The sequence below is a fragment of the Citrobacter portucalensis genome (assembly GCF_002042885.1).
In the GTDB taxonomy this organism is placed as follows: Bacteria; Pseudomonadota; Gammaproteobacteria; order Enterobacterales; family Enterobacteriaceae; genus Citrobacter; species Citrobacter portucalensis.
This window is the reverse complement of sequence record NZ_MVFY01000024.1, coordinates 1-21629: the sequence shown is the minus strand read 5'-3', so window position 1 is coordinate 21629 and position 21629 is coordinate 1. Positions and strand designations below refer to the sequence as shown.

26 protein-coding genes and 1 pseudogene are annotated in these 21629 nt (G+C 48.2%); 15 read left to right on the top strand and 12 right to left on the bottom strand.

Annotated features, from left to right (window positions below; all coding sequences use genetic code 11):
• Positions 1-238: 238 nt before the first annotated feature.
• Complete coding sequence (pepT, locus tag BZK40_RS22705; protein WP_048214418.1) at positions 239-1465, top strand: peptidase T; 1227 nt, start codon at positions 239-241, stop codon at positions 1463-1465.
• A gap of 102 nt (positions 1466-1567) precedes the next feature.
• Here the strand turns inward: pepT and roxA are convergent, their stop codons facing one another.
• From roxA to xisR, 6 genes are all read right to left on the bottom strand, one after another.
• On the bottom strand, positions 1568-2689 hold the full coding sequence (gene roxA, locus BZK40_RS22700; protein WP_003030786.1) for a [50S ribosomal protein L16]-arginine 3-hydroxylase: 1122 nt from the start codon (positions 2687-2689) through the stop codon (positions 1568-1570).
• Positions 2690-2781: 92 nt separating this feature from the next.
• Positions 2782-4245, bottom strand: a complete 1464-nt coding sequence (phoQ, locus tag BZK40_RS22695; RefSeq protein ID WP_008784442.1) for a two-component system sensor histidine kinase PhoQ — start codon at positions 4243-4245, stop codon at positions 2782-2784.
• Entirely contained in the window at positions 4245-4916 is a 672-nt protein-coding gene (gene phoP, locus BZK40_RS22690) for a two-component system response regulator PhoP (protein WP_003846709.1), read from the bottom strand. Before phoP ends, phoQ begins: the two co-directional genes overlap by 1 nt.
• Before the next feature lie 87 nt (positions 4917-5003).
• Positions 5004-5864, bottom strand: coding sequence for a tyrosine-type recombinase/integrase (locus tag BZK40_RS22685; RefSeq protein ID WP_410734493.1), 861 nt, complete (start codon positions 5862-5864; stop codon positions 5004-5006).
• Between the two features lie 34 nt (positions 5865-5898).
• Positions 5899-6279 carry an Arm DNA-binding domain-containing protein gene (locus tag BZK40_RS25050; RefSeq protein WP_410734492.1) on the bottom strand — a complete coding sequence of 127 codons (381 nt, stop codon included), beginning with the start codon at positions 6277-6279 and terminating at the stop codon, positions 5899-5901.
• Positions 6276-6491, bottom strand: a complete 216-nt coding sequence (gene xisR / locus BZK40_RS22680) for an excisionase family protein (RefSeq protein WP_032943036.1) — start codon at positions 6489-6491, stop codon at positions 6276-6278. The genes BZK40_RS25050 and xisR overlap by 4 nt, the downstream gene beginning before the upstream one ends.
• Positions 6492-6540: 49 nt before the next feature.
• Between xisR and BZK40_RS22675 the strand changes: the two genes are divergently transcribed.
• The 4 genes from BZK40_RS22675 to BZK40_RS22665 are packed head-to-tail and all read left to right on the top strand — an operon-like array spanning position 6541 to position 8374.
• Positions 6541-6861 (top strand): RusA family crossover junction endodeoxyribonuclease, encoded by a 321-nt coding sequence (locus tag BZK40_RS22675; RefSeq protein ID WP_324151340.1) that lies wholly within the window; start codon positions 6541-6543, stop codon positions 6859-6861.
• Entirely contained in the window at positions 6858-7310 is a 453-nt protein-coding gene (locus tag BZK40_RS25045; protein ID WP_410734491.1) for a hypothetical protein, read from the top strand. Before BZK40_RS22675 ends, BZK40_RS25045 begins: the two co-directional genes overlap by 4 nt.
• Complete coding sequence (locus BZK40_RS25040; protein WP_458773756.1) at positions 7234-7746, top strand: DUF968 domain-containing protein; 513 nt, start codon at positions 7234-7236, stop codon at positions 7744-7746. Before BZK40_RS25045 ends, BZK40_RS25040 begins: the two co-directional genes overlap by 77 nt.
• A 13-nt stretch (positions 7747-7759) precedes the next feature.
• Positions 7760-8374, top strand: coding sequence for a hypothetical protein (locus BZK40_RS22665; protein WP_079935351.1), 615 nt, complete (start codon positions 7760-7762; stop codon positions 8372-8374).
• Positions 8375-9126: 752 nt separating this feature from the next.
• Here BZK40_RS22665 and BZK40_RS22655 read toward each other — a convergent pair.
• On the bottom strand, positions 9127-9501 hold the full coding sequence (locus BZK40_RS22655) for a FlxA-like family protein (RefSeq protein WP_172111207.1): 375 nt from the start codon (positions 9499-9501) through the stop codon (positions 9127-9129).
• A 144-nt stretch (positions 9502-9645) separates the two neighbouring features.
• On the opposite strand from BZK40_RS22655, the gene BZK40_RS22650 reads away from it, so the two are divergent.
• The 5 genes from BZK40_RS22650 (at position 9646) to BZK40_RS22630 (ending at position 11906) form a co-directional block, all read left to right on the top strand.
• The gene (locus BZK40_RS22650; protein WP_079935348.1) at positions 9646-9834 is read left to right on the top strand and encodes a hypothetical protein; all 189 of its coding nucleotides are present in this window, start codon (positions 9646-9648) and stop codon (positions 9832-9834) included.
• Positions 9835-9987: 153 nt separating this feature from the next.
• A complete protein-coding gene (locus BZK40_RS22645; protein WP_079935347.1) occupies positions 9988-10266 on the top strand; it encodes a phage holin in 279 nt (92 codons plus the stop codon).
• Positions 10238-10786 carry a lysozyme gene (locus BZK40_RS22640; protein WP_079935346.1) on the top strand — a complete coding sequence of 183 codons (549 nt, stop codon included), beginning with the start codon at positions 10238-10240 and terminating at the stop codon, positions 10784-10786. The genes BZK40_RS22645 and BZK40_RS22640 overlap by 29 nt, the downstream gene beginning before the upstream one ends.
• Entirely contained in the window at positions 10783-11313 is a 531-nt protein-coding gene (locus tag BZK40_RS22635) for a hypothetical protein (RefSeq protein ID WP_079935345.1), read from the top strand. Before BZK40_RS22640 ends, BZK40_RS22635 begins: the two co-directional genes overlap by 4 nt.
• Positions 11314-11375: 62 nt before the next feature.
• On the top strand, positions 11376-11906 hold the full coding sequence (locus tag BZK40_RS22630; protein WP_079935344.1) for a hypothetical protein: 531 nt from the start codon (positions 11376-11378) through the stop codon (positions 11904-11906).
• 90 nt (positions 11907-11996) lie between these two features.
• Here BZK40_RS22630 and BZK40_RS22625 read toward each other — a convergent pair whose 3' ends face one another.
• Entirely contained in the window at positions 11997-12317 is a 321-nt protein-coding gene (locus tag BZK40_RS22625; RefSeq protein ID WP_079935343.1) for a hypothetical protein, read from the bottom strand.
• Between the two features lie 836 nt (positions 12318-13153).
• Here BZK40_RS22625 and BZK40_RS22620 point away from each other — a divergent pair.
• From BZK40_RS22620 to BZK40_RS24560, 4 genes are all read left to right on the top strand, one after another.
• Positions 13154-13399, top strand: a complete 246-nt coding sequence (locus BZK40_RS22620; RefSeq protein WP_079935342.1) for a hypothetical protein — start codon at positions 13154-13156, stop codon at positions 13397-13399.
• 125 nt (positions 13400-13524) lie between these two features.
• Positions 13525-13899 carry a DUF6979 family protein gene (locus tag BZK40_RS22615; RefSeq protein ID WP_079935341.1) on the top strand — a complete coding sequence of 125 codons (375 nt, stop codon included), beginning with the start codon at positions 13525-13527 and terminating at the stop codon, positions 13897-13899.
• Between the two features lie 587 nt (positions 13900-14486).
• Positions 14487-15038 carry a Rha family transcriptional regulator gene (locus BZK40_RS22610; RefSeq protein ID WP_079935340.1) on the top strand — a complete coding sequence of 184 codons (552 nt, stop codon included), beginning with the start codon at positions 14487-14489 and terminating at the stop codon, positions 15036-15038.
• 115 nt (positions 15039-15153) lie between these two features.
• Entirely contained in the window at positions 15154-15396 is a 243-nt protein-coding gene (locus BZK40_RS24560) for a hypothetical protein (RefSeq protein ID WP_139762123.1), read from the top strand.
• A gap of 112 nt (positions 15397-15508) precedes the next feature.
• On the opposite strand, the gene BZK40_RS22605 is transcribed toward BZK40_RS24560, so the two are convergent.
• A complete protein-coding gene (locus tag BZK40_RS22605; protein WP_079935339.1) occupies positions 15509-16048 on the bottom strand; it encodes a cytochrome b in 540 nt (179 codons plus the stop codon).
• A 278-nt stretch (positions 16049-16326) separates the two neighbouring features.
• Here BZK40_RS22605 and BZK40_RS24910 point away from each other — a divergent pair.
• Positions 16327-16494, top strand: a pseudogene (locus BZK40_RS24910) (DUF8602 domain-containing protein); the annotation flags it as partial.
• A gap of 216 nt (positions 16495-16710) precedes the next feature.
• On the opposite strand, the gene tibA reads toward BZK40_RS24910, so the two are convergent.
• From tibA to BZK40_RS22585, 3 genes are all read right to left on the bottom strand, one after another.
• Entirely contained in the window at positions 16711-19602 is a 2892-nt protein-coding gene (gene tibA, locus BZK40_RS22595) for an autotransporter adhesin/invasin glycoprotein TibA (RefSeq protein WP_079935338.1), read from the bottom strand.
• Positions 19595-20815: an autotransporter strand-loop-strand O-heptosyltransferase gene (locus BZK40_RS22590; protein WP_079935337.1), complete on the bottom strand. Its 1221-nt coding sequence runs from the start codon at positions 20813-20815 to the stop codon at positions 19595-19597. Before BZK40_RS22590 ends, tibA begins: the two co-directional genes overlap by 8 nt.
• Positions 20816-21016: 201 nt before the next feature.
• Positions 21017-21337: a PapB/FocB family fimbrial expression transcriptional regulator gene (locus tag BZK40_RS22585; RefSeq protein ID WP_253193192.1), complete on the bottom strand. Its 321-nt coding sequence runs from the start codon at positions 21335-21337 to the stop codon at positions 21017-21019.
• Positions 21338-21629 lie beyond the last annotated feature (292 nt).

Sequence of the window (21629 nt, the reverse complement as noted above, 5' to 3'; positions counted from 1 at the left end):
GATGGCTGACCGATGCGGGGTTTGTGGTTAACCACCTTGATGACTCTTAATGAGGGCCGTTATTCTACGGCAAACCATTGTAATCGCCAATCCTTGTTGCGAATTACTGACTTAGCCCTATAGTCAGAGGGGATGTCAGGGCGAAATATTCTCACTTGCGGGGATAAAAGTGACCTGACGCAATATTTGTCTTTTGTTGCTTATTGATAATGTTGTCACAAAAAGTGAGGGTGACTGCATGGATAAACTACTTGAGCGTTTTTTACACTACGTGTCGCTGGACACCCAATCAAAATCGGGCGTGCGGCAGGTACCCAGCACCGAAGGACAGTGGAAATTATTACAACTGCTCAAACAACAGCTCGAAGAGATGGGGCTGGTTAATATTTCACTGAGCGAAAAAGGCACGCTGATGGCAACGTTACCCGCGAACGTTGCTGGCAATATTCCCGCGATCGGCTTTATTTCCCATGTGGATACCTCACCGGATTTCAGCGGTAAAAATGTCAATCCGCAAATCGTTGAAAACTATCGCGGTGGCGATATTGCGTTAGGCATTGGTGATGAAGTTTTATCGCCGGTGATGTTCCCGGTGCTGCATCAACTTCTGGGTCAGACGCTGATCACCACAGACGGTAAAACGTTGCTGGGCGCGGATGATAAAGCAGGCGTGGCGGAAATCATGACCGCACTGGCTGTGCTTATCCAAAAAAATATTCCGCACGGTGATATCCGCGTGGCCTTTACGCCGGACGAAGAAGTGGGTAAAGGGGCGAAGCATTTTGATGTTGCGGCATTCGATGCGCAGTGGGCCTATACCGTTGACGGTGGTGGCGTAGGTGAGTTGGAGTTTGAGAACTTCAACGCCGCGTCGGTTAATATCAAAATTGTTGGCAACAATGTGCATCCCGGCACCGCAAAAGGGGTGATGGTGAATGCGCTGTCGCTGGCGGCGCGTATTCATGCAGAGGTTCCGGCAGATGAAAGCCCGGAAAAGACGGAAGGCTACGAAGGCTTTTATCATCTGGCGAGCATGAAAGGGACGGTCGATCGGGCGGATATGCACTACATTATTCGTGATTTTGACCGTAAGCAGTTTGAAGCGCGTAAACGCAAGATCATGGATATCGCCAAGAAGGTCGGCAAAGGGTTACACCCGGACTGCTATATCGAACTGGTGATTGAAGACAGTTACTACAATATGCGCGAAAAAGTGATTGAGCATCCGCACGTGCTGGATATCGCCCAGCAGGCGATGCGCGATTGCGATATTGAGCCGGTGCTGAAACCGATCCGTGGCGGCACTGACGGCGCACAGCTGTCATTTATGGGATTACCGTGTCCGAATCTGTTCACCGGTGGCTACAACTATCATGGTAAGCATGAGTTTGTAACCCTGGAAGGAATGGAAAAAGCGGTGCAGGTGATTGTGCGTATTGCTGAATTGGCCGCGAAACAAAAATAAAATATGTGTAGTTGCCGGATGGCGCTTTGCTTATCCGGCCTACAATATTTCACTCCAGTAGGCCTGATAAGACGCATGGCGTCGCATCAGGCACAGTCCGCATTACCCTTCGAAGAACCAGTACCCGCTGTTGACCAGCGCGGCAAGCATGGCAAGGAAAGAAGGATCTTCCAGCGCATCCTCAAAGTTCTCAGCCGTCAGCACAATATGACTGGCCAGCGCTTCCAGCGCAGGACGATGCGGTGAATCAATTTTCTCACCGTTAGCGTAGACGTCGTCGCCAATGCGCAATACGCGCAATCCGCCCAGACGCACTAACACATCACCTTGTTTCAGGGCATCATAAATTTCGTCTGGCTGATACGGTGGCTCCGGCGGGGCAATATCCAGCTCATGACGAGACTGAGAAATAAACTCGCCAAACCACTGCTGGAAATGTTCTGGCTGATTAATCAGGCCCAGCATCATTTCGCGCAGCTTGTCCATTTCCTGCGGCAGAACATCTGCCGGATGATCGCGCGGTGGCAGATCAGGATCGCTGTAATAGGTGCTGCCCAGTTCGCGTTGTAAAACGTAATCGGCGAAGCCGCTGATCAGCTCGCGAGTGTTTGGCGCACGGAAGCCAACCGAATAGTTCATCGCGTTTTCTAACGCATAGCCTTCGTGCGGGAATCCCGGTGGAATGTACAGGATATCGCCGGGTTCCAGCTCTTCATCGATGATAGCTTCAAACGGGTCGACCTGAAGGAGATCCGGGTGAGGGCAGTGCTGCTTCAACTGCAGCTTTTCGCCTACGCGCCAGCGACGACGACCGGTTCCCTGAATGATAAATACATCGTACTGATCCAGGTGCGGGCCAACGCCTCCACCGGGTACAGAGAAAGAAATCATCAGATCGTCGATACGCCAGTCCGGTAATTCACGGAACGGGCGCATCAGCGCGGCGGTAGGTTCGTGCCAGTGGTTGACCGCCTGCACCAGCAAAGACCAGTTGTTCTCGCCAAGATGGTCGTAGCTTTCGAAGGGACCATGGCTAACCTGCCATTTACCATCCTGATGGCTGACGAGTCGGCTGTCGACTTCGCTTTCCATTGCCAGTCCAGCCAGTTCGTCAGGAGAAAGAGGATCAATAAAGTTATTAAACCCGCGTTTTAAGACCACCGGGCGTTTCTGCCAGTGGCGTTCAAGAAAATCGGGCCAATTAAGTGTGAGTTGGTATTCCATAGTGAGCATCCCGCAGGCTGGTATCTGCAACCGATTATAACGGATACTTAACCTCAAGCGTGAAGTCAGTACATATTTATTACATGCGACGATTACTCGTCTTTCTGGCCCGGCTGCTGGCGACCAAAAATAACTTCCATGCGCGCACCACCCAGCAGGCTATCACCAGCAATAATCTGCCCGTCATACTGTTCGGTGATTTCTCGCGCCACCGCCAGACCGACGCCTTGTCCGGGACGTAGTGTATCTACGCGCTGTCCGCGGTCAAACACTACTTCCCGTTTGCTTTGCGGAATACCAGGACCATCGTCTTCGACCAGAATATGCAGCTGATCCTCAGACAGTTGCGCCGAAATCTCGACAAACTCCAGACAATATTTACAGGCGTTATCCAAGACGTTGCCCAACACCTCGACAAAGTCATTCTGTTCGCCCACAAAGCTGATCTCAGGTGAGATATCGAGATTAATGTTGACCCCTTTACGCTGATACACTTTATTCAGCGCCGAGGTGAGCTTATCCAGCAACGGCGCGACCGGGTGCAGCTCGCGGCTGAGTAGGGCACTGCTGCCACGCATACTGGCGCGATGCAGGTAATAGCCTATCTGTTGGGAAATACGGCTGATTTGTTCCAGCATGATAGGCTCTGCGTCGCTGACGTTCATCTTTTCATTGCGCATTGAGCGCAACGTACTTTGCAGTACCGCCAGTGGCGTTTTCAGGCTATGAGTGAGATCGGTTAACGTGGTGCGGTATTTATCGTAGCGCTCACGTTCACTTTTTAAAAGTCGATTGAGATTACGAACCAGGCTGGTCAATTCGCGTGTGGTGGCGGGGTTTAGCATCTCACGATGATGTTCCTCAAGCTCACGGACTTCACGCGCTAGCGACTCAATTGGCCGCAGGCTCCACCAGGCTGCTACCCATAACAACGGAATGACCAGCAACAGATTGGCGACCAGCACATAAATAAACCAGCTCCAGACCATATACGAGCGCTTTAGCTCTATAGGAATAGTGTCGACAACCACAATGGTCAGTTGCGGCATTCTGGCTGTGGCGGGGTAGACGTTCACCGCCACTGAGTGGGTCATTTCGGCGTCGTCATCATCTTCTCTGACTTCTTTTAACTGCTGCTGAGCGGAGTGATCTTCGCCCAGTAAAGTGCTGGTGGCGTCTACATTGGCTTCAATTTCATGAAAACCGTTCGTTTTTAGCCAGTCCGGTTGGATACTTTTCGTCAGCCAGGGAACATTGCGCTGCGCCCACAACAACTCACCGCTTTCGTTATAGATCAGCGACATTGTTGGGCTTTGCATATCGAGATTTTCAGGCAACTCGACGTTTATCTTGCCGTTTTCCCACTTTGCCAGGGTATAAAACAGATTACTTTCACCCCGCAGCAGGCGAAACGTTGTCTTATCAAAGCTGACGCTGTAGCCCACCAGAGCAACCATGCCGTAGGCCAGCGAGAGCACCAACACCACGCCCGCAGTTGCCAGTAAAAAGCGCAACCGCAGCGATAGCGGGAAAAAATGACGCAATAGTTTATTCATTAGCGCAGTTCAAAAAGATATCCCTGACCACGCACGGTGGTGATGACGTCGTCCGGATATTGCGCCTGAATTTTCTTACGCAGACGCCCCATTAGAACATCAATGGTGTGACTTTCGCGCAGCTCGGCATCCGGGTAAAGCTGCAGCATGAGCGAATCTTTACTGACCACTTTGCCATTATTACGGATGAGCGTTTCCATAATGGTGTATTCAAACGCAGTGAGCTTGATAACTTCATCATTGACGGATAACTCGCGTCGAGAGAGGTCCACCTGAAAAGGCGGAAGGGAGATAATTTGCGATGCCAGACCGCTGTTGCGGCGCATCAGTGCCTGCATGCGCGCAGCCACTTCTTCGATGTGAAACGGTTTGGTGACGTAATCGTCAGCGCCAGCGCTGAGGACTTCCACTTTATCCTGCCAGCCTTCACGCGCGGTTAATACCAGAATTGGCAGCGAAACCTCATTACTGCGCCAGCGGCGGATCAGCGACAAACCATCTTCATCGGGGAGTCCTAAATCAACGATCGCGATATCCGGCAGATGTTCATTCAGATAATAGTCCGCTTCCTTCGCATCTTCTGCATCATCCACCTGATGCCCTAAATCCTGCAACTGAACCTTGAGGTGGTGGCGTAATAAAGCATTATCCTCGACAACCAGTACGCGCATCATCGTTTCTCCCTAAAATAATGGTATGAATAGTTTAACGCTGATTATGTGGATTGAAAGCAGCGCTATGAAATTAAATAACTTTTCTCATGCTCCCCTGCCCGTGGGGGCGCCCTGGGGCAGTGCTGTTGGCATCTGATTGTTCAGCATGTTGACCTGATCCTGGTTCATGTCGCCAATCCACTTGGAGTAAACCTCGTACACCATGCGCGCATCTTCATGTCCCATCTGACTCGCTATGAATGACGGGTCCGCTCCGGCCATCAACGTCCAGCATGCGTAGGTATGCCGTGACTGATAAGGGTTCCTTTCGCGGATATTGGCAAGTTTAGTGCCTCGCTTCCAGCCATAGGCAATCGAGTTCTTGGAGAAATAACTGCCTTTCCTGGACGAATATGCTGTCGGTGAAAAAACGAAGCGAAGAGATTGCTGCTCAGTTTTTCCGATCTCCCGATGGTGAAATCGAATTTCTTGCTTCGGATTAGCGCCGGTGATTTCGTATTGTTCCTTTAGTGCATCCAGCGCAGGTCTAAGCAACGTTATCGTCCTTATTCCGGCATCTGTCTTAGGGGGAACAAATACTCGCTTATTCGTCAAACTTCTGGATACGTGGATTTCACCTTTTACCAAATCAATGTCTTCCCATGCCAGGGCGCATATCTCGCCCGGCCTCATCCCCGTATGAACGGCAACAATGATGATTAATGCCTGGCTACGGGGAAGGGCGGCTATCAGTGCCTGGTACTCATGAAGTAAAAGTGGGTCGGGATCATTTTTAGATAACTTGAGTCGCGACACTCCTTCATAAGGAGCATGCAATATAAACTGGCTTCGGTTTGCGAGCTTAAGCATTTCTGATAAAACTGCCATCTGTTTATTGACTGTTGAGGGCGCGCGGCCCTGCCTGGCCAGATTCGGCATCGCCGGGTTAATAATTGTCCCGGTCAATAACTCCTTTCGGTAATGCAAGATGTCGGCATGCTCAATATCTACCAGACGGGTATTTTCTCCGATTACACGTAGTAACGTATTTACGACCGAAGTAAGCGATAGCAGTGTTGCACCAGATACCTCTAAGGCTTTGGTGTCTGTAAAAAAAATCACTTAGTTCTTTAAACGTGGTGATTTTTTTGGTTGTGATGAACTTCTTAAGCGCTTTGGATTCCGGGAAACGTTCCGCATAGTCGAACTTACCGAGCTGTATTTCACTTGTTATGAGCGCGCGAAGATTTCCAGCTTTTTTGATGTTGCTGCTGTTCACCGTCCAGCCGCGAAGGACTTCGCGGCAACGTTTGCCGCGATAGGTAAAAGTGATCTGTATTTTTCCATTATGCAGCTCAACGCCGGTTGGAAAGTCCATCATGCATCCTGTACTAATTGGTTAATCTTTGGATAGTTGTACCAAAGCAGACCTTTAGAATTGTCAGTTTCGCCGAGAGCTGTCAGATGTTTGAAATGCACGCCTTCGATCCACAAATTCAACCGATAACTTTTAATTTGTCTTTCCGACAAGCCGGTCTTTTCTGTTAGTCGCGCTTCAACCATCCACTCTTCGCTGAAAATGAGTTGCGACATACATAACTCCGATGCCGCCAGCCACAACAGTACATGCTGCAAGCCCAGAATGACGCGCGCTGACAAATGGATAAAGCTCCCCGAGGTTCTGCGTTACCGGGCTTTCTGTGATGAAGTTCGTCTGCAGGGGGTTGAGCTGCCGGAAAGCGGTTCGCATGTCACCTTCATTCTTCCTATGCCAGCGAGCTGGAACAATAAGAAACGGACTGAGTTCAACGGTAAACCACACCAGACAAAACCTGATTTTGACAACATGATAAAAGCTCTGATGGATGCTATTTACGAAGATGACGCTCACATCTGGGATTCACGCGTCACTAAATTATGGGGAGAGAAGGGACAAATAATTACCGGGGAGATAGCAGAATGAGGACGCTGCTGAAGCCGGTGGTTGCGCGTGAGCTTGGGATTGTGCTGCTCAAGCCGGGCAGCGAGCTGATGTCATTATTCAGTTGTGAACGTGTGCTGGTGGAAAGCCAGCCAGCAGGTATGGAGCGTTTGCCTGCTGGTGGTTTGAGTGGCCTTGATTACTGGCTTCTGCGTTATGGCGGTAGCTGCTGCCAGTGGCCACACAGCGATTACCATTATCACGAGTTAACCACTCTGCGTCATGAACCCGGATCGGTTCTCCTATGTGGACATTGTGATAACCATCTGCGTGACCACTACAGCGAACAACTTGCAGAGCTGGCGAGACGTAATGTTATTAGCTGGATTATCAACAGCATCATGGTGGCGCTGAATCAGGATCCTTCCAGAGAACTGTCGCTGGCGGGCGCTTCGTATTCCTTCGGAAAATCATCAGTCAGTCATGCATGAATGCGACATCGAACCGGGTCTAACCGCCACCAGCATCATTACAGCCAAAGCCAGCACAGTAACTGTGAACATGCCACCAGCGCAGGTACCTGCGGTTAAGCCCATAGTTGGTGTTCTGGTCGATCCTGAGTCACCGCAAACCTATATGAAACGTCCAAAGCGTATCCGTTGGACGGCCCCCCGATATCTGGAATGGATTAAAACACAGCCCTGCGAATGCTGCGGCAAACCATCAGATGATCCATACCACTTAATCGGCTGGGGGCAGGGAGGGATGGCTACGAAAGCGCATGATATTTTCACGATCCCTTTGTGTCGTCAGTGCCATACAGAACTACATAACGACCCGGTGAAGTTTGAGCAAAAACATGTGCCTCAGCGGGTAATGATTATCAGAGTGCTGGACCGGGCTTATAGGCTCGGCGTTCTGGCGTAAGGAGAAGAACAAGATGACACCACGTCAACGCCACAATCATTTTGAAGCACTTGGCAAAGCCGCATCTGCGACGCGTAAAAGCTGGCTGGGTAAATGTATCCTCCTGACGGGGATCCAGTCCGGATGGATTAAATCCCTGCTCACTACATGGGGCGATGGTGTGGGAGGAAAAACGGCACCACGTATGCCGCGAGGACATGCGTGCTGGAATGTGCTTAAGGGACAGAACTGGTCAGATAAGGCGCTAGAGCGCTTCACCGCAGCATTGAATCAGGCACGTGAAGAGGGTTACCGTGGACAGCAGGCAATGAACAGAGCGCACAGCATTCTCTGGCCACAGTCAACTGCCAGTGTAATTGACGAAGCCCTGCATAATGATGATGTTGATTTTGTTGAACAATGCGTACTGCAGGCAATGGATATAAACGATCCGGTTTATGTCGTTGGTCTTCAGTATTACACCACCCGAAAAAAAATCTCAGACATAACCCGCGAACTGCAGGCGATTGCGCCATGGTTAACCGACGGGGAGGCGAGAAAACGCGTGCGATGGTGTCTGGAAATATTCAGAGTAAAAACATTCCTTGCGGTTCGTAACCAGATGAGAGCCGGATTAGAGGATGTTTAGTCATACCAAAAGAGGAACTGACCGGGAGGCTGATGAGTCTGTAATGCGAAACAAAAACCCCGGTTAGTATCCGGGGTAAAAGGTTATTAGTGACGATTCTGTTTAAACCGCTCATAAATCTCAATACAGATAATAGCAACAGAGTAGAAGGGCCACAGAAAGGAGGTTATCAACGTATCAGCCAGGTCAAACTCGATGCCGTGTACTCGATCCCCACGAACTAACAAAGCAAACATTGCGATGAAGCCCGCGATATATATGGCCAAGTAGTGATAAAGGCTCATGATAATTCCATTTATTAGGTTTGGCCCTGAGTCTACGTGCGATAACCACACAATTAAAATTGGTATTACAGATCGATTTTCATTTATCGATCGTTCAAAACGATCGTTTTGTAACGAATAGCTCATTTGTTGAATGATATTTGTACAGCGCGTCGATGAGAATTGGCTATAGTGCTTTATGATGTAAAAATGTTTGAAAACGGGCCAGCAAAGTGAATAATTAATTCATGCTTGGCAGAGCTGCGCCACGATGGCAGCGACGAAAAGTGAACAATTTGAATATAACGAGAACCCCGCCAGTGCGGGGTTTTTGCTTTCCGGCGATACGACAGAGGTATTCGCGAGGTGTATTACACCAGTACCCCTGTCATATCGCCGAGCTGAAATCGTTAACTTGAAAACAAGTTCTCACAACGCTCCAGTGCTTTTTCGTTTCTAGCTCAGAGGAAAAATGAGAAGGGGTAACTGCTAAACGTAGACATCAATATTTTTAGTATTAATCCCTGCAACGTTCGAACTTGATTTGTCACTTACCGTAGGTAATGCTCCCGATGCCATTTGGTTTTTTTCTGCTTCTTGTTTTTGTAATTGAGCAATTTTGGCATATATAGACTCGATTTGCCTTTGAATCATCTCCATCTGCTGTTTAAGCAGTTTTGCCTCATCTTCGGAGGTTACTTCATTTATTTTTGAACCCATGGCGCTGAGTTCTTTTGTCAACTCACCAATTTGTTTTTTCAGGTTTTGAATTTGTTGTGAAACAGAGTTGCCAGTGCTTGAAGGTGCTTGTTTTACTGTGCGTTGCAGTATGTCCTGACCCAAAGTGCTAACTGTCATGCTCATGGTGGTTCCTCCGGCCTTACATTTATTACCCATTATCGTCATCTTTCGAAATTACTTTATTAGCAAAGGTTAAGTTGTGGCTTCCTGCACCACAGCATTATTTGTGCCGCTCTATACTATCTGCTGAGTATCGCGGAGGAGCTTATGAAAGAAGGATATTACTGGATTCAGCATGTCGGAGTTGTACAGGTAGCGTACTACATGAATGACACTGTTGATGATCTGGAATTGGGTAAAACAATCACAGGTGTCTGGCATCTGACCAGAGGCGATGACATTTGCCATAATGGTGAAGCAGAGGTGTTAGAAGGTCCTCTCACTCCACCAATGTAAACAACCGTACTTACTTCGAGGCTGCCGCATGGCGGCCTTTTTCATTTCAGGCTCACGGGAATTATCCGCTACGTGCTTTGTTGATAAATCCAGCTCGTGAAACCTGACCCTTTAATCACACACAGCGCCATCCGAAGAATCGGAGGTGAGGCTATGACCAGAATGAGCACCATTTACAGCAGACTTTCATATGGAACAGGAACCACGCTGACCGGCTTCGGTGTATCAGCGAAGGCATATGCCGAAACAGCAAAAACAGCAAAAGAGGTGTCCTGGATGTTGGCCGACAGAATTGCAGGGTTAAGCCTGAGCGACTGGGCAATTATTGTCGGTATCGCATGCACCGTTATTACCTGTGCAGTGAACTGGTATTTCCGCTGGAAAGAACGGGAGGATCGTCGCAATGGCTATGCCACAAAAGCTGAAGAATAAACTGAGCGCAGCGGTCGTTGGGTTAATTCTTGCCGGGGCTTCCGCACCCGTGATTCTCGATCAGTTTCTGGATGAGAAAGAGGGTAACAGCACAACAGCGTACAAGGACGGCTCTGGTATATGGACCATTTGTCGTGGCGCCACGATGGTTGATGGAAAGCCAGTAGTTCAGGGCATGAGGCTTTCTGCTGAGAAATGCGCCAAGGTGAACGCCATAGAACGCGACAAGGCGCTGGCGTGGGTTGAGCGAAACATCAAGGTGCCACTGACCGAACCGCAGAAAGCTGGGATAGCATCTGTTTGTCCGTATAACATCGGCCCCGGAAAATGCTTCCCGTCTACGTTCTATAAGCGAATAAATGCTGGAGACCGTAAAGGTGCCTGTGAAGCTATTCGCTGGTGGATTAAAGACGGTGGCCGCGATTGTCGTCTGACCAAAGGCCAGAAAAATGGCTGCTATGGGCAGGTAGAGCGACGAGATCAGGAAAGCGCGATGGCGTGCTGGGGGATAGACCAGTGAACAGAGTCTTAGGTTTTGTTGGGGTTGCAGTGGTTACTATTATCGCGGTGCTCAGTGTACTGCTGGTGCGCACCAATGCAGCACTGACCACATCTGAGAGTGATAACCGGGTGCTGCGCAGTGACAACGCACTACAGTCGACAGTATTAACCACTCAGGCTTTCAACTTCAACCGGTTTAACCAGGTAGCCGAGAACGCCAATCGCCTTAACTTACTGATAGATGCTGGCACTGAGAAAACCGTCATCGAATATCGGGAGATTCTCCGACGTGAAAAGACCTGTGATATACCTGTTCCTGCTGATGTAGCTGGTGGGCTGCACAACTACGCGAACCGTTTACGTGCCAGCGCAATGCACGCCGATACCTGGAACGCTGACGCAGCAAGTGGTAGTACCGCTGCCACCGGTTCCTTAACTTACTGTCAGGCTGTACTATGGATTAATCCGCTACTGGCTGCTATTGACAAAGCGAACAAACAATTAGAGTCCATAAGAGTTATTAATTTGGAGAGAAATAGCAATTAGGAGTAGTGTTTTAAATCATTATTAAATAATATGGTCAACATTGAAATACCACAGAGGTTGTTATGGCTATTCCTGATTGGGTTGTTCTTGTTGTTATTTTCTTGCTGATTATAGGAGCTTTGATTCTCTTGACTTCATTGTTGGCTTTGATTATTAATACTTCATTGAAGAAAACATTAAAAAACAAACTTGCAAAGGGGCTGCTTCATAATGATTTGAATATTTCGGATTTCAAAAATTTGCAATTTAATCTTGGGCTGAGTGATGCCAATGTCCACTCGGCTTTGCTTAATATGAAGTCTGAATTAGATTTTGGTGATGATGATGGCCGAAATTTATTGAAGCCTAAGTTAGATGCACTGATAAGAGAATTTAACACGCAAAAACCTTTTAGCGAACTTCCTAGTAAATTAGTTGAGCCATTGATTGAGGCTAGATTAAAGTCATCGGAGCCGAAAACTATAGACGACTTGTCAGAAAAAATAGCTATTTTTCTTAAAAGACAAAAAAGAAGTGATTTCTTAATAAAACTGGCAACATATATAGGTTTGTTTTTAGGACTCATAGGGACAGTATCAGGTTTTTTAAAGTGATATGAATCATTTACTTAAACGCCCTGGTTAATTTATTTGCTATTAAAAAGACCACACTCGAGTGGCTTTTTTAATGGCTATAACCACATATCAGTTACAAGGACATTTCTTCACGTTTGCCAGCCCAGTAACTGATCTTGCTTCTCTCTCAGCCAATTCAAAGGTTGCTGCGCAAAGCTTCTGGTATCTACCAGTTGTGAAGCCTTTCCTTTCCGTCAGTCCAGGTTGCGGGTTGATTGTTTTACATTTAGCCCGATGAACTCTGGTAAAGCGTTCATCACTCTTGCTAGCCTGACCCCTAGCTGATTTTAAGGTGTTAACGACATATCCATCGGGATTGTCTTTAAGCCATTGATGATAAGCTGATTCGCAATCTGGTTGAATGTCACTTCGGAACACCTTAACGCTCATATTATCTCTCCATGTTGTTTAAAATGAATATATAACAGGAAAACCTTATGGCAAAACCGGACTGGGGAGCACTGCAACACCAGTTCCTCGCCGAGCATGCCAAAACGGGTATATCACCGAAGGACTGGTGGATGAATTACACCTCTGCGAAGTTCGCTAAAGTTTGCAGACGGTTGTTGACACAGCCAGAGTCTTGGTAAACCCATCTGGTTTACAGATTAAGAGATTGGCGTTATAGGCCTTCGGACTAAGCGTGATATGCTGACGCATAACAAATCGTGACAAGCGAACGGTTCAAACAGTACCGTCCATATCACTCAATAAGTCACAAAAATTATTGCGGAATACCGCCGCTTCGTTATCATCAAGATGTTAACCCACGGAAAGTTCAAGGAGGTCCTTTTGACCCAGTTTTTGGACTTCCCCTTAAGCAACCGTTGATCGTGACGTCGGGGTTCCTGAGCCAGGGGTAACAGAAATCGAAAGGCTAGTGAGAAGGGAGAAATTCCGGGATGGGCAACCATCTTGAGAGCTTTACCACCCGCGTCTGGGACGTTGGAGTCTCCCGCCTTACAGGTCACGCTGTTAGGTCAATGCATGAAGAGCCAAGGGGCTCAGGTGACGTTGTTGTATTCGGACCCCACGCTGGCCATGGCGTCAGTAGGGATACCTGAATACCTCAGTAATTCGCGTTAACTTGGCCTGCCTTTCACCTATCAACCGCCTACGGGCGGTTTTTTTATTGGCATTCCAAAGCTGATCTCCGGGTGGGCTTGATATTGGTGATTAAGTCTTGGGCTAAACTCAATCTGCTATCACCAAGCAGAGGAAATACCATGAGTGAAAAACCGCTGGCATACATTGATGATGATGGAGACCTGATTATCATTGATGAATACGGGTACAAGGTAATTGTGGCAATACAACGCATCCAATCGCCTGCGCATATCGTCCATGAAATGTGGCGACTCACCACGAAGAATAACTATACAAGCGAAGCCTTGTTACAAGCAATTGAGATCATGTCCAAGAAAATCGGATATGACGCAGCCAAGGGCGGCGACTGGGTGGATAACGGGTGAACAATGCTTACGCCTCTCAGGCCGCCTACGGGCGGTTTTTTATTGCCATCACAAAGGGTATTACAACAGGCATTCACTGAGTGCCTGCTGTAATGCTACATTATCCTCTGAAATCAGGAGGGTGTATGGGGAACTATGAAAAAGCTGCATTACTTGCCCATCGAATAATTGTTCATAAACATAAAGATCCGACAGATTCGTGGACTGATGCGATTTTTGCACTGAGTGAAAGTCCTGCTGTAAGAAACAAAGTATGCCCAAAGGTAACATTCATAGCTTTAGCTGAGAGTGGGTTCTTACAAGGAGTAGATTCCAGGGCATCGACAATAAGAGTGGGTATTCTTTGGAAAAGAGCCCAAGAGGCTGCGCAATATATTCTACTGCATCCTGATGCGACCCATGACGAGCTATGTGAATCACTCGGCTATTGGGACAGGCAAGGCTCATTTAAGCTAATTATGACGCTATCTAAGTATGAAGTTCTTCAACAACCAGCGTAATAGTATTGCAGTAAGCTTCCATCGAGTGCATGAGCGCGTGATTCTAATAGGTAAAAAAAGCCCTGGAGAGAGCTAGGGCAAAGGGTTCTTAGTGGATATTCTCTAAGTTTGTGACTTGGAGTGGCTGTATAAGAATATACGCCTGATTTGTATGATAAATGAAATCATAGCATAGCATAGCATAGCATAGCATAGCATAGCATCCATGCCATGTATCTATTCGGCTATGGCATGTTCTACTACTAGGATGTGTTGGCTAAACAGACGAAGAAAGACATCCTGACGCATAACAAAACCTGGAAGGCGAATTGCTCACCTATTGACTAATGATCAAATGAACAATATAAATACGACATGCTGTCACATTAGCATCCGCTCTTAAAATCTCGCTCTGAAAAAGAGCAGCACCAAGCCTCGCCATCGTGCGGGGTTTTTTGTATCCGAATTTCACCGCGCACCGCAGCGCATCCAACCACGTCGAACCCAACCCTTTGGAATGAGCCTTTGAGGAGTCAGTTAGTGCTGGCGAGCCTCGACGGGCTGATCTCCTATGCGGCAAAGGTTCATCTCAAAGTAAGGTACACGCTATGACATACCCAACTGTTATGAACGGCTTCGATTTTCGTGAGCTTATCTTCCTGTCCGGTACGGAATCAGCAACTGACACATTCAAGGTGGCGAAGGCGTTCGGGAAGAGCCATAAGGATGTGATGAGAAAGACTAGAAAGGTGATCAGCTCATGCTCCTCGGATTTTGCAGAGCGCAATTTTACGCTTTGCTATGAAAACAACGAGTTACAGAACGGCAAGCCTCAGCCATTTTATAGAATGACCCGGAACGGCTGGACCATGCTGGTTTTCAGCTTCACAGGCGCTGCAGCGTTTGCATTCAAAGAGGCCTACATTGCCGCGTTCGACTGGATGGCAGACATGATCGCCCAAGGCAAACATAACTTTGAGGCAGAGCGGAACGCTGTAATGCTGGAGTTCATGAAAGAGAAGGATGTAGCGAGTATGTCCGGGCGCCTGCTTAACCGTTGGGGAAGGGTGAAAAAGCCTGTCCTGCTAGCGAAAATTGAACGACTCGAAAAGCAGGGACAGATTCCTTTGCCGGGATTAGCTAAAGCACTTGCTGAATAGGGGCCGCCACTGAGCGGCCTTTTTTGTACCCTGCGGCAGGGATCACATAAAAAGAATTTGCCAGTATCACCGATTAGATATGATATGTATTCACTTACTAATGGGGCAAGTATCTATGTCGGGCACGATAACAGTAGTGTGTTGTGATTGTGAAAATCGTTACTGGGATGAAGATGTATCTGATCGTTTAGCGGAAACATACGCAGACGAGATCGAATTCCAGTATGACGAAGAGGCTGGTGAGAGCTATCCAACGCCTGATAGTTTTTCCCGTTGGGCTGCCAATTATAATTTCCCACGTGATTCTTGCCCTGAATGCGGAAGTGATGGCGCGTTTAGTTGGTCAGATAAAGACTAACCAATAAATTAGCAAGCTAACCGCCTGCGGGCGGTTTTTTTGTCATTACTCTTGGCATTTCAGCAGGCATTCACTGAGCGCTTGCTGTAATTATAAACATTAAAATTTGTATTTATTTCTTATCGTTACAATCAGGGATCATCCTCAAAAGAGTGTTATCTTTCTGGATGTAGTGATGAAATAACGCTGCACCAGCATGCGCTGCGATTAAAAAATATCCGATGTTTGCCAGTGTTTCGTGAATATCTTTGATAAGTGATTTTGTTTCCTCGTCAGGAGTAACGAACGATACAACGTTAAAACCTAAGAAACTCCAGTCCTTTCCACCGTAAGCCATAATTGCAATACCTAGTAATGGTAGAGCCACAAAAGAAATGTAGAGCAGGATATGCATTATTTTAGCAGCCATCATCTGCCATGCAGGCGGGGGCGGAGTGATAGCTGGGTCATGATACTTATGTTTAATAATTAACCGTATTATCATTAAAAACCAGACAAATACCCCGGCATTGTAATGTGTTTCTTTCATAAGAAGGTAGGTATTGCTGCCTTTGGGAAACCATCCGCGCAGCTCCATAGCCGCATAGGTTATCGCTATTAACATCAGGGTTAACCAGTGTAAGCGAATCTGAAGTTTTGAGAATCTGATCATTATTCTTGCCTCAAACAGTGTGTTACATCGAACATAAAGCATGAAGCTTAACAAATCCTTATTTTCGTTGAGAGATTAAGAATCTGTTATTCCATTGACCGCATGTGAATGTTTTGATAATCATTCTCATTTTTTTGGGACCTTTCTGGTAATCCTGATTGTTACGGGGCGGCGACCGTGCATATTCTCGCTATTTATGAATATTCTCCGCTAGATGCCATTTCCGTTTTTCTCTCCGAGTACAACATAATTTGTATCCAACATACAGGACTATGCCGATGCCAGCGCGCGCTAAACGCACATGCCGACACAAAGGGTGTGCGGCAATCACCAACGATGTCAGCGGATATTGTGACCAACACCGACAGCAGCATGCTGGTGATGGCTGGCGCAACTATCAGGCAGGTAAGAGCAGGCGGGAACGTGGATACGGTCGGCCCTGGGAATGAAGTGGTCAAGTAATATTGGTCACGGTTTTACAGTAAATTTAGGCCATCGTTTCATGGAATTGTTCATTCAAATTTAAAAGCGAAAGACCGTTCATTGAACCATGCTTCGGTCATTCTAGAAAAATGAGAGGCGCCTGACCGGCACCGCTCATTGTGTGAATGTTCAGTCGAAGGGTAGACAGCCACATCTGTGGCTGTCGTTTCCATCCCTGGTTAGAAATTGATGCGGAAACCGACGCTACCGGTCACCGGAGACTCGATATTCTCTCCTTTCTGGTAGTTTGCCTCAGCCCACACCCCTGAGTTTGGTGTCAACTGGGCACTCACTCCGACACCGTATTTACCTGTCGTGCCAGAAATATCGTTGGTGAAGTCATAGCGGTTGTTAATCTGCACCTTGTTGTTGTCCGAAAACTCATGGTTAACCGCAGCCTTGATGTACGGTTTGACTGTTTTTCCGGCAATATCAAGATTCATACCCAGATTCACGCCGGTCTCGGCCTGCAGAGACTTGGTTGCCCCGATGCTGGCTTTCATGCCGTTATTCAGACTGATATCTTTCGAGTCTGCCCGGAACGCCGTTGTCCGCACGTATGGCTGCGCCCATGTATTCTCATTCAAACTGAAGGTCTTGCCAGCTTCAAGACTGCCGCCGAAACCGTTCTGGCTGTAATCTCCCTTCACCGCCGTGCCGTCACTCATCCAGGTGCGCAGCTCATTACTAAAGCGGTTGAATTTGATAACCCCGTCCACGTAGTATCCGTCATTATCAAACCAGGTGGCATACAAACCACCGCCTGTACTGTCGATCGAACTATTTCCTCCACGTGCATGCTTAATGCTGTTATCGGTGTATGAGAAGAAGGCGCCCACAGCTAAACGGCTGTCATCCAGCTCAAAGACCTTGTCGCCCCCAGTTTCGAAACCGTTCTGGGTCAGGGTATAGCCCGAGCTAGCTCCGCCGCTGATGCGGTTATCTGACCCTGTATAACGGCCCCACACACCGCCTGGTGCACGGGTGTTTTGCATCACGTTACCGTGACGGAAACGCAGATTTTGCAGTTCGCTGTTGAAGACGTATGCCGGTGCAGTCGCCATGCCCAGCACCGCGTCGGCAGATTTTGTTGTGCGATATACTGGAGACGGCATACCTGTATCCGGGTTGCCAACATCCGGGTTACCTGCATCCGGGTTAGTCGGCGGAGTAACCGGAGGTGGGGTGTCAGTCTTCAGATACCAGTTGGTATTTTCCTTACTCAGGCTGTATTCCCAGGTACCTGCATCGACTTTCCCGCCTTTCAGGGTAAACGCGGCGTCACCGCCACCGGTCTGCACCACCTGAAGCGGCGCACCAGCGGATACTGGCTCCCGGCCGGTATTTTTGATATCCAGTACAAAGTTACCACTGGCGTTGCCCGTAACCTTCAGCATATCTCCGGTATGCGATGCGATATCGGTGTTCATCCGGAACGTCCCGTTACCCGACAGGCTTCCGAGCGCTAGCGAAACCGCCTGGAAGGCTGGCGTCAGACGCGTGGTTGTTGACGGACGGAAATCAACGGTCCCGTTATCCAGCGTTAATGCGCCGACAGTGGAGTCGCCATCGAGATGCCAGACAGACGCACCTTTAACCACCATGTTACCTGCGCCGGTGCTGTCTCCCGCAACGTTCCCCGTCAGGATGGTCCCGTTATCCAGAGTCAGAGTGGTGCCTGACTGTGTCGTCACATTGGCCTTAGCCTGAAGGGCATCCATCGTCATGGCACCGCCACTCTTAAGGGCAATCCCTCCGTCCTGAGACAACAGACCGCTGAAGCTGGTGTTTCCGCCTTCCTGTGTCAGGGTACCGGTACCTGTCAGGGTACCTGCGAAGGTCGCAGCACTGTTGTTGAGGAAATACAGGTTGCCTTCGTTTGTGACTATGTCACCGACGAGCGTCCCTTTATCAGTCAGGGTGGTAGTACCGTAGAGCACCCCGCCGCTGTGGACCTCAAGAGTCCCGTTGCTGCCAACAGTTGTATCGCTGGCCTTGTGACCGCTAAATACTGTCAGATAGCCTTCGTTCTCCAACAGCATATTGGCTGCACTACCGCCCGCGATACTGAAACTGCCATTAGCGTTGTTACCACTCAGGACTGCACTGGTATTGGTGACGACAGCACCGCCACTGTTCTGGGTAACCTTAGAGGCTGAACCACCGGCCTCTACCTGCAGCATGCCGCCGCTTGTAATGGTCGTTTCTGTGACATTTCCATCGATGTAAACATGCTGACGTCCACCGCTGTAAACGGTTGTGTTAGTGGCGCTGCCACCACTGGAGACGTACTGGCGTCCGCCGTTGTAAATAGAGGTGCCCGTGGCACTTCCGCCGTAGAGATACACCCCCCCGCCGGAATTAATTGTAGTGTTAGTGGCACTACCGCCGCTGGAGACAAACTGGCGCCCAGTATTGTTAAGCACGGTGTCCGTGGCACTGCCGCCGTCACGGACATACTGGCGACCACCGCTATTAACAGAAGTCGCCTTGACGATGCCGCCACTGGAGACAAACTGTCGCGCTCCGCTGTTAACAGATGCGCTTGTGGCACTGCCACCACTGATTACATACTGATCTCCTCCGCTGTTAATTATGGTGCCCATGGCACTGCCGCCGCTGAATACCGTCTGTCTCCCACCATTGTTAACAGTTGCATTCGTGGCACTACCACCACTGGAGACATGCTGGTGCCCTCCGCTGTTGATGGTGGAACTAGTGGCACTACCGCCGCTAGAAACATGCTGAACCCCGCCGTTGTTAATGGTGGTACTCGTGGCACTGCCACCACTGGAGACATACTGCTTCCCACCGCTGTTAATGGTCGTGTTTTTTGCCGTGTCGCCTGCAGACAGGTGCATGGACTTGCTTGTTTCACCACTACCAATTGTCTGATTGTCATAGGCTGCCGCCAGAGCGGGCATCGACGGCATAAGCAAACCAGCAATCAGCCCTGCCAGCACGGTACGTTTGATTTGTCGGGGGCGTCGGCCCCCTTTACGGGTCAGTTCTGAAGTTACGACCCACGTTCCTGTGGATTCATTCCAGACAGTGTTATAGACCTTATTCATTGCTTACTCCTTTTTTCAGGGTGGCCTCAACACCCTGTTCAGTTAAAGAACGGTGAAGTTTATTGATGACGCCATTGACCTGGGCGCCGGTTATCAGTCGGGTGCATTCAAATTGTCGGTCGGTGTTTTTATGTCTCGGGCACCACAGAAAATCGTGGTGGTCAAAATTCAGCGATGTATCGTCCCAGCATCCATAGCAGCCATGGGGGTTAAATACCCGCCACTGGGTATAAAATTCGCTGTTCGGGAGGCTGAAGCCACTTATCAGCACCACCGGAATACGGGCAGCCCATGCTAGCCATGACAGGCCGCTTGGCAGGCCAATGAAGAAGCTGGCATGACGCAGGAGGTTCACCCGTTCCTGAAGGGGGAGCTTGCCGGTAAAGTCTTCTGCTCCCCAGGGAATGTGATTCCAGACAAAGCCCTGGCCGTAATGGGCATCCCGGTCAATGCACAGCACCCGGTAACCCAGTGATTTCAGGTGTGCGACAACCTCACTCCAGCCGGTGCCGTTGTTCCAGTACTTCGCCTGACAGGTGGACTGTGTGGCGATACACACATAAGGCTCCTGAATAACCCGGGATGCAGACAAGTCAAGCCGGACCGGCGATTCACGCGGGTCAACGCCCAGAATGTAGCCGGCAGAACGATGGAAACCGACTTTGCGAAAATCCACGGGCTGGTTGTCAGTATCGCCACCAAAATAAAGCCCCACACGATAGGTAGCATAAGGCGTCACCGTGCGTGGATTATCTGGCGTGGAAAACTGTATCTGCGGATACTGAGGCGCCAACAAGTCAATAATGTCTTGTGCCATCGTGCACTCCAGTTGGCACTTGTGCAGAGTCTGGAAGCGTTCGGCATAAGGGAACCAGCCCAGAAGGTCACCTAACGTCCCGGTGGGAAATGAAATCAGTACAGGTCGGTCTTTTAATTTCAGGGTTTCATCCAGCAGGGGAGTATCTTCCCCCTGACGGAATACCTGAATGCGGAAACGCACAAAATATTTCTTACTACTGGTCACCCAGCCGTTATCTGCATCGCAGCAGAAAAGAACGTTATCGGAGTCGGCATCCAGCAGACGTACGTGCCATTTCCCTTCAGGAAGCAATATACGAGCGCCATCATTAAAGTCATAAAAGATATTTTCAGGTCCGGCCTGCGTTGGAATATCAGGCGGAGAAATAAAAACTGTATTCTTCAGCGTTGACATATTCCCACCTTAAAATATATAAGCGTTGAAAATTACAAAAAATCGTTAAATATTAGTTGCGGAAAGTTGACAAACGCATCCGCATGCCTCACATATACACAGGGTGTGTAATGATTTTAATATCGTCTACTGGTTACAAATTCGAGAATCTCTTAAAGCTCACTGCATTGTTCGGAAATAATTAATAATTCCGCAGGGAATTCATTCGATTATTTTGTCTTTTGACATCTTATAATAATTAAGTAGTGCTTTAACAACCTGGATAACATGCTCAAACCTGCTGATACATACTCCAAAGTAGCCATTACTAACACCATATTTATCGCAGCAGTGAGATCTTGGGTGATTTAATACGAAATAATCATGCAATGCCCTGATGATTTTATCGCTGCGGATGGGTGTCAGTTCGATTAGAAACCAGAACTCATCGTCAGACATATTTTCTGAAGGAATTATATGATTCTTTTTTTCCAGGAAAGAGCTTTGCTGAGGTTGCTGGCTATATTCTTTTATGTATTCCACCTTCGTCTCCATTAAGCATTATCTAATTCATAACAATGACTGTCATCATTAAAAACAATACCATCCGGGAACGATTGGAAGTATACCAAAGTGAGATTAAGGAAAAAACAAAAATACAAAGAATAAAAGTCTGCAAATTTTTATCTATATATTATTTTATGCTGCAAAATATCACTTGCAAAAAATATATCAATTTAAAAATGTATTTTATTGGATGTATTCTCTTTTTTTTAACGATGTTTAATTTGTTTTGTTTTTTGTAGTTAGCAACATTTCAAATATAGCTTATTTA

Excerpts from the sequence above, each read along its gene's own strand:
- pepT (WP_048214418.1), top strand. The coding sequence starts at position 239 with ATGGATAAACTACTTGAGCGTTTTTTACACTACGTGTCGCTGGACACC.
- roxA (WP_003030786.1), bottom strand. The coding sequence starts at position 2,689 with ATGGAATACCAACTCACACTTAATTGGCCCGATTTTCTTGAACGCCAC.
- phoQ (WP_008784442.1), bottom strand. The coding sequence starts at position 4,245 with ATGAATAAACTATTGCGTCATTTTTTCCCGCTATCGCTGCGGTTGCGC.
- phoP (WP_003846709.1), bottom strand. The coding sequence starts at position 4,916 with ATGCGCGTACTGGTTGTCGAGGATAATGCTTTATTACGCCACCACCTC.
- BZK40_RS25050 (WP_410734492.1), bottom strand. The coding sequence starts at position 6,279 with ATGATGGACTTTCCAACCGGCGTTGAGCTGCATAATGGAAAAATACAG.
- xisR (WP_032943036.1), bottom strand. The coding sequence starts at position 6,491 with ATGTCGCAACTCATTTTCAGCGAAGAGTGGATGGTTGAAGCGCGACTA.
- BZK40_RS22675 (WP_324151340.1), top strand. The coding sequence starts at position 6,541 with ATGACGCGCGCTGACAAATGGATAAAGCTCCCCGAGGTTCTGCGTTAC.
- BZK40_RS25045 (WP_410734491.1), top strand. The coding sequence starts at position 6,858 with ATGAGGACGCTGCTGAAGCCGGTGGTTGCGCGTGAGCTTGGGATTGTG.
- BZK40_RS22665 (WP_079935351.1), top strand. The coding sequence starts at position 7,760 with ATGACACCACGTCAACGCCACAATCATTTTGAAGCACTTGGCAAAGCC.
- BZK40_RS22655 (WP_172111207.1), bottom strand. The coding sequence starts at position 9,501 with ATGAGCATGACAGTTAGCACTTTGGGTCAGGACATACTGCAACGCACA.
- BZK40_RS22650 (WP_079935348.1), top strand. The coding sequence starts at position 9,646 with ATGAAAGAAGGATATTACTGGATTCAGCATGTCGGAGTTGTACAGGTA.
- BZK40_RS22645 (WP_079935347.1), top strand. The coding sequence starts at position 9,988 with ATGACCAGAATGAGCACCATTTACAGCAGACTTTCATATGGAACAGGA.
- BZK40_RS22640 (WP_079935346.1), top strand. The coding sequence starts at position 10,238 with ATGGCTATGCCACAAAAGCTGAAGAATAAACTGAGCGCAGCGGTCGTT.
- BZK40_RS22630 (WP_079935344.1), top strand. The coding sequence starts at position 11,376 with ATGGCTATTCCTGATTGGGTTGTTCTTGTTGTTATTTTCTTGCTGATT.
- BZK40_RS22625 (WP_079935343.1), bottom strand. The coding sequence starts at position 12,317 with ATGAGCGTTAAGGTGTTCCGAAGTGACATTCAACCAGATTGCGAATCA.
- BZK40_RS22620 (WP_079935342.1), top strand. The coding sequence starts at position 13,154 with ATGAGTGAAAAACCGCTGGCATACATTGATGATGATGGAGACCTGATT.
- BZK40_RS22615 (WP_079935341.1), top strand. The coding sequence starts at position 13,525 with ATGGGGAACTATGAAAAAGCTGCATTACTTGCCCATCGAATAATTGTT.
- BZK40_RS22610 (WP_079935340.1), top strand. The coding sequence starts at position 14,487 with ATGACATACCCAACTGTTATGAACGGCTTCGATTTTCGTGAGCTTATC.
- BZK40_RS24560 (WP_139762123.1), top strand. The coding sequence starts at position 15,154 with ATGTCGGGCACGATAACAGTAGTGTGTTGTGATTGTGAAAATCGTTAC.
- BZK40_RS22605 (WP_079935339.1), bottom strand. The coding sequence starts at position 16,048 with ATGATCAGATTCTCAAAACTTCAGATTCGCTTACACTGGTTAACCCTG.
- tibA (WP_079935338.1), bottom strand. The coding sequence starts at position 19,602 with ATGAATAAGGTCTATAACACTGTCTGGAATGAATCCACAGGAACGTGG.
- BZK40_RS22590 (WP_079935337.1), bottom strand. The coding sequence starts at position 20,815 with ATGTCAACGCTGAAGAATACAGTTTTTATTTCTCCGCCTGATATTCCA.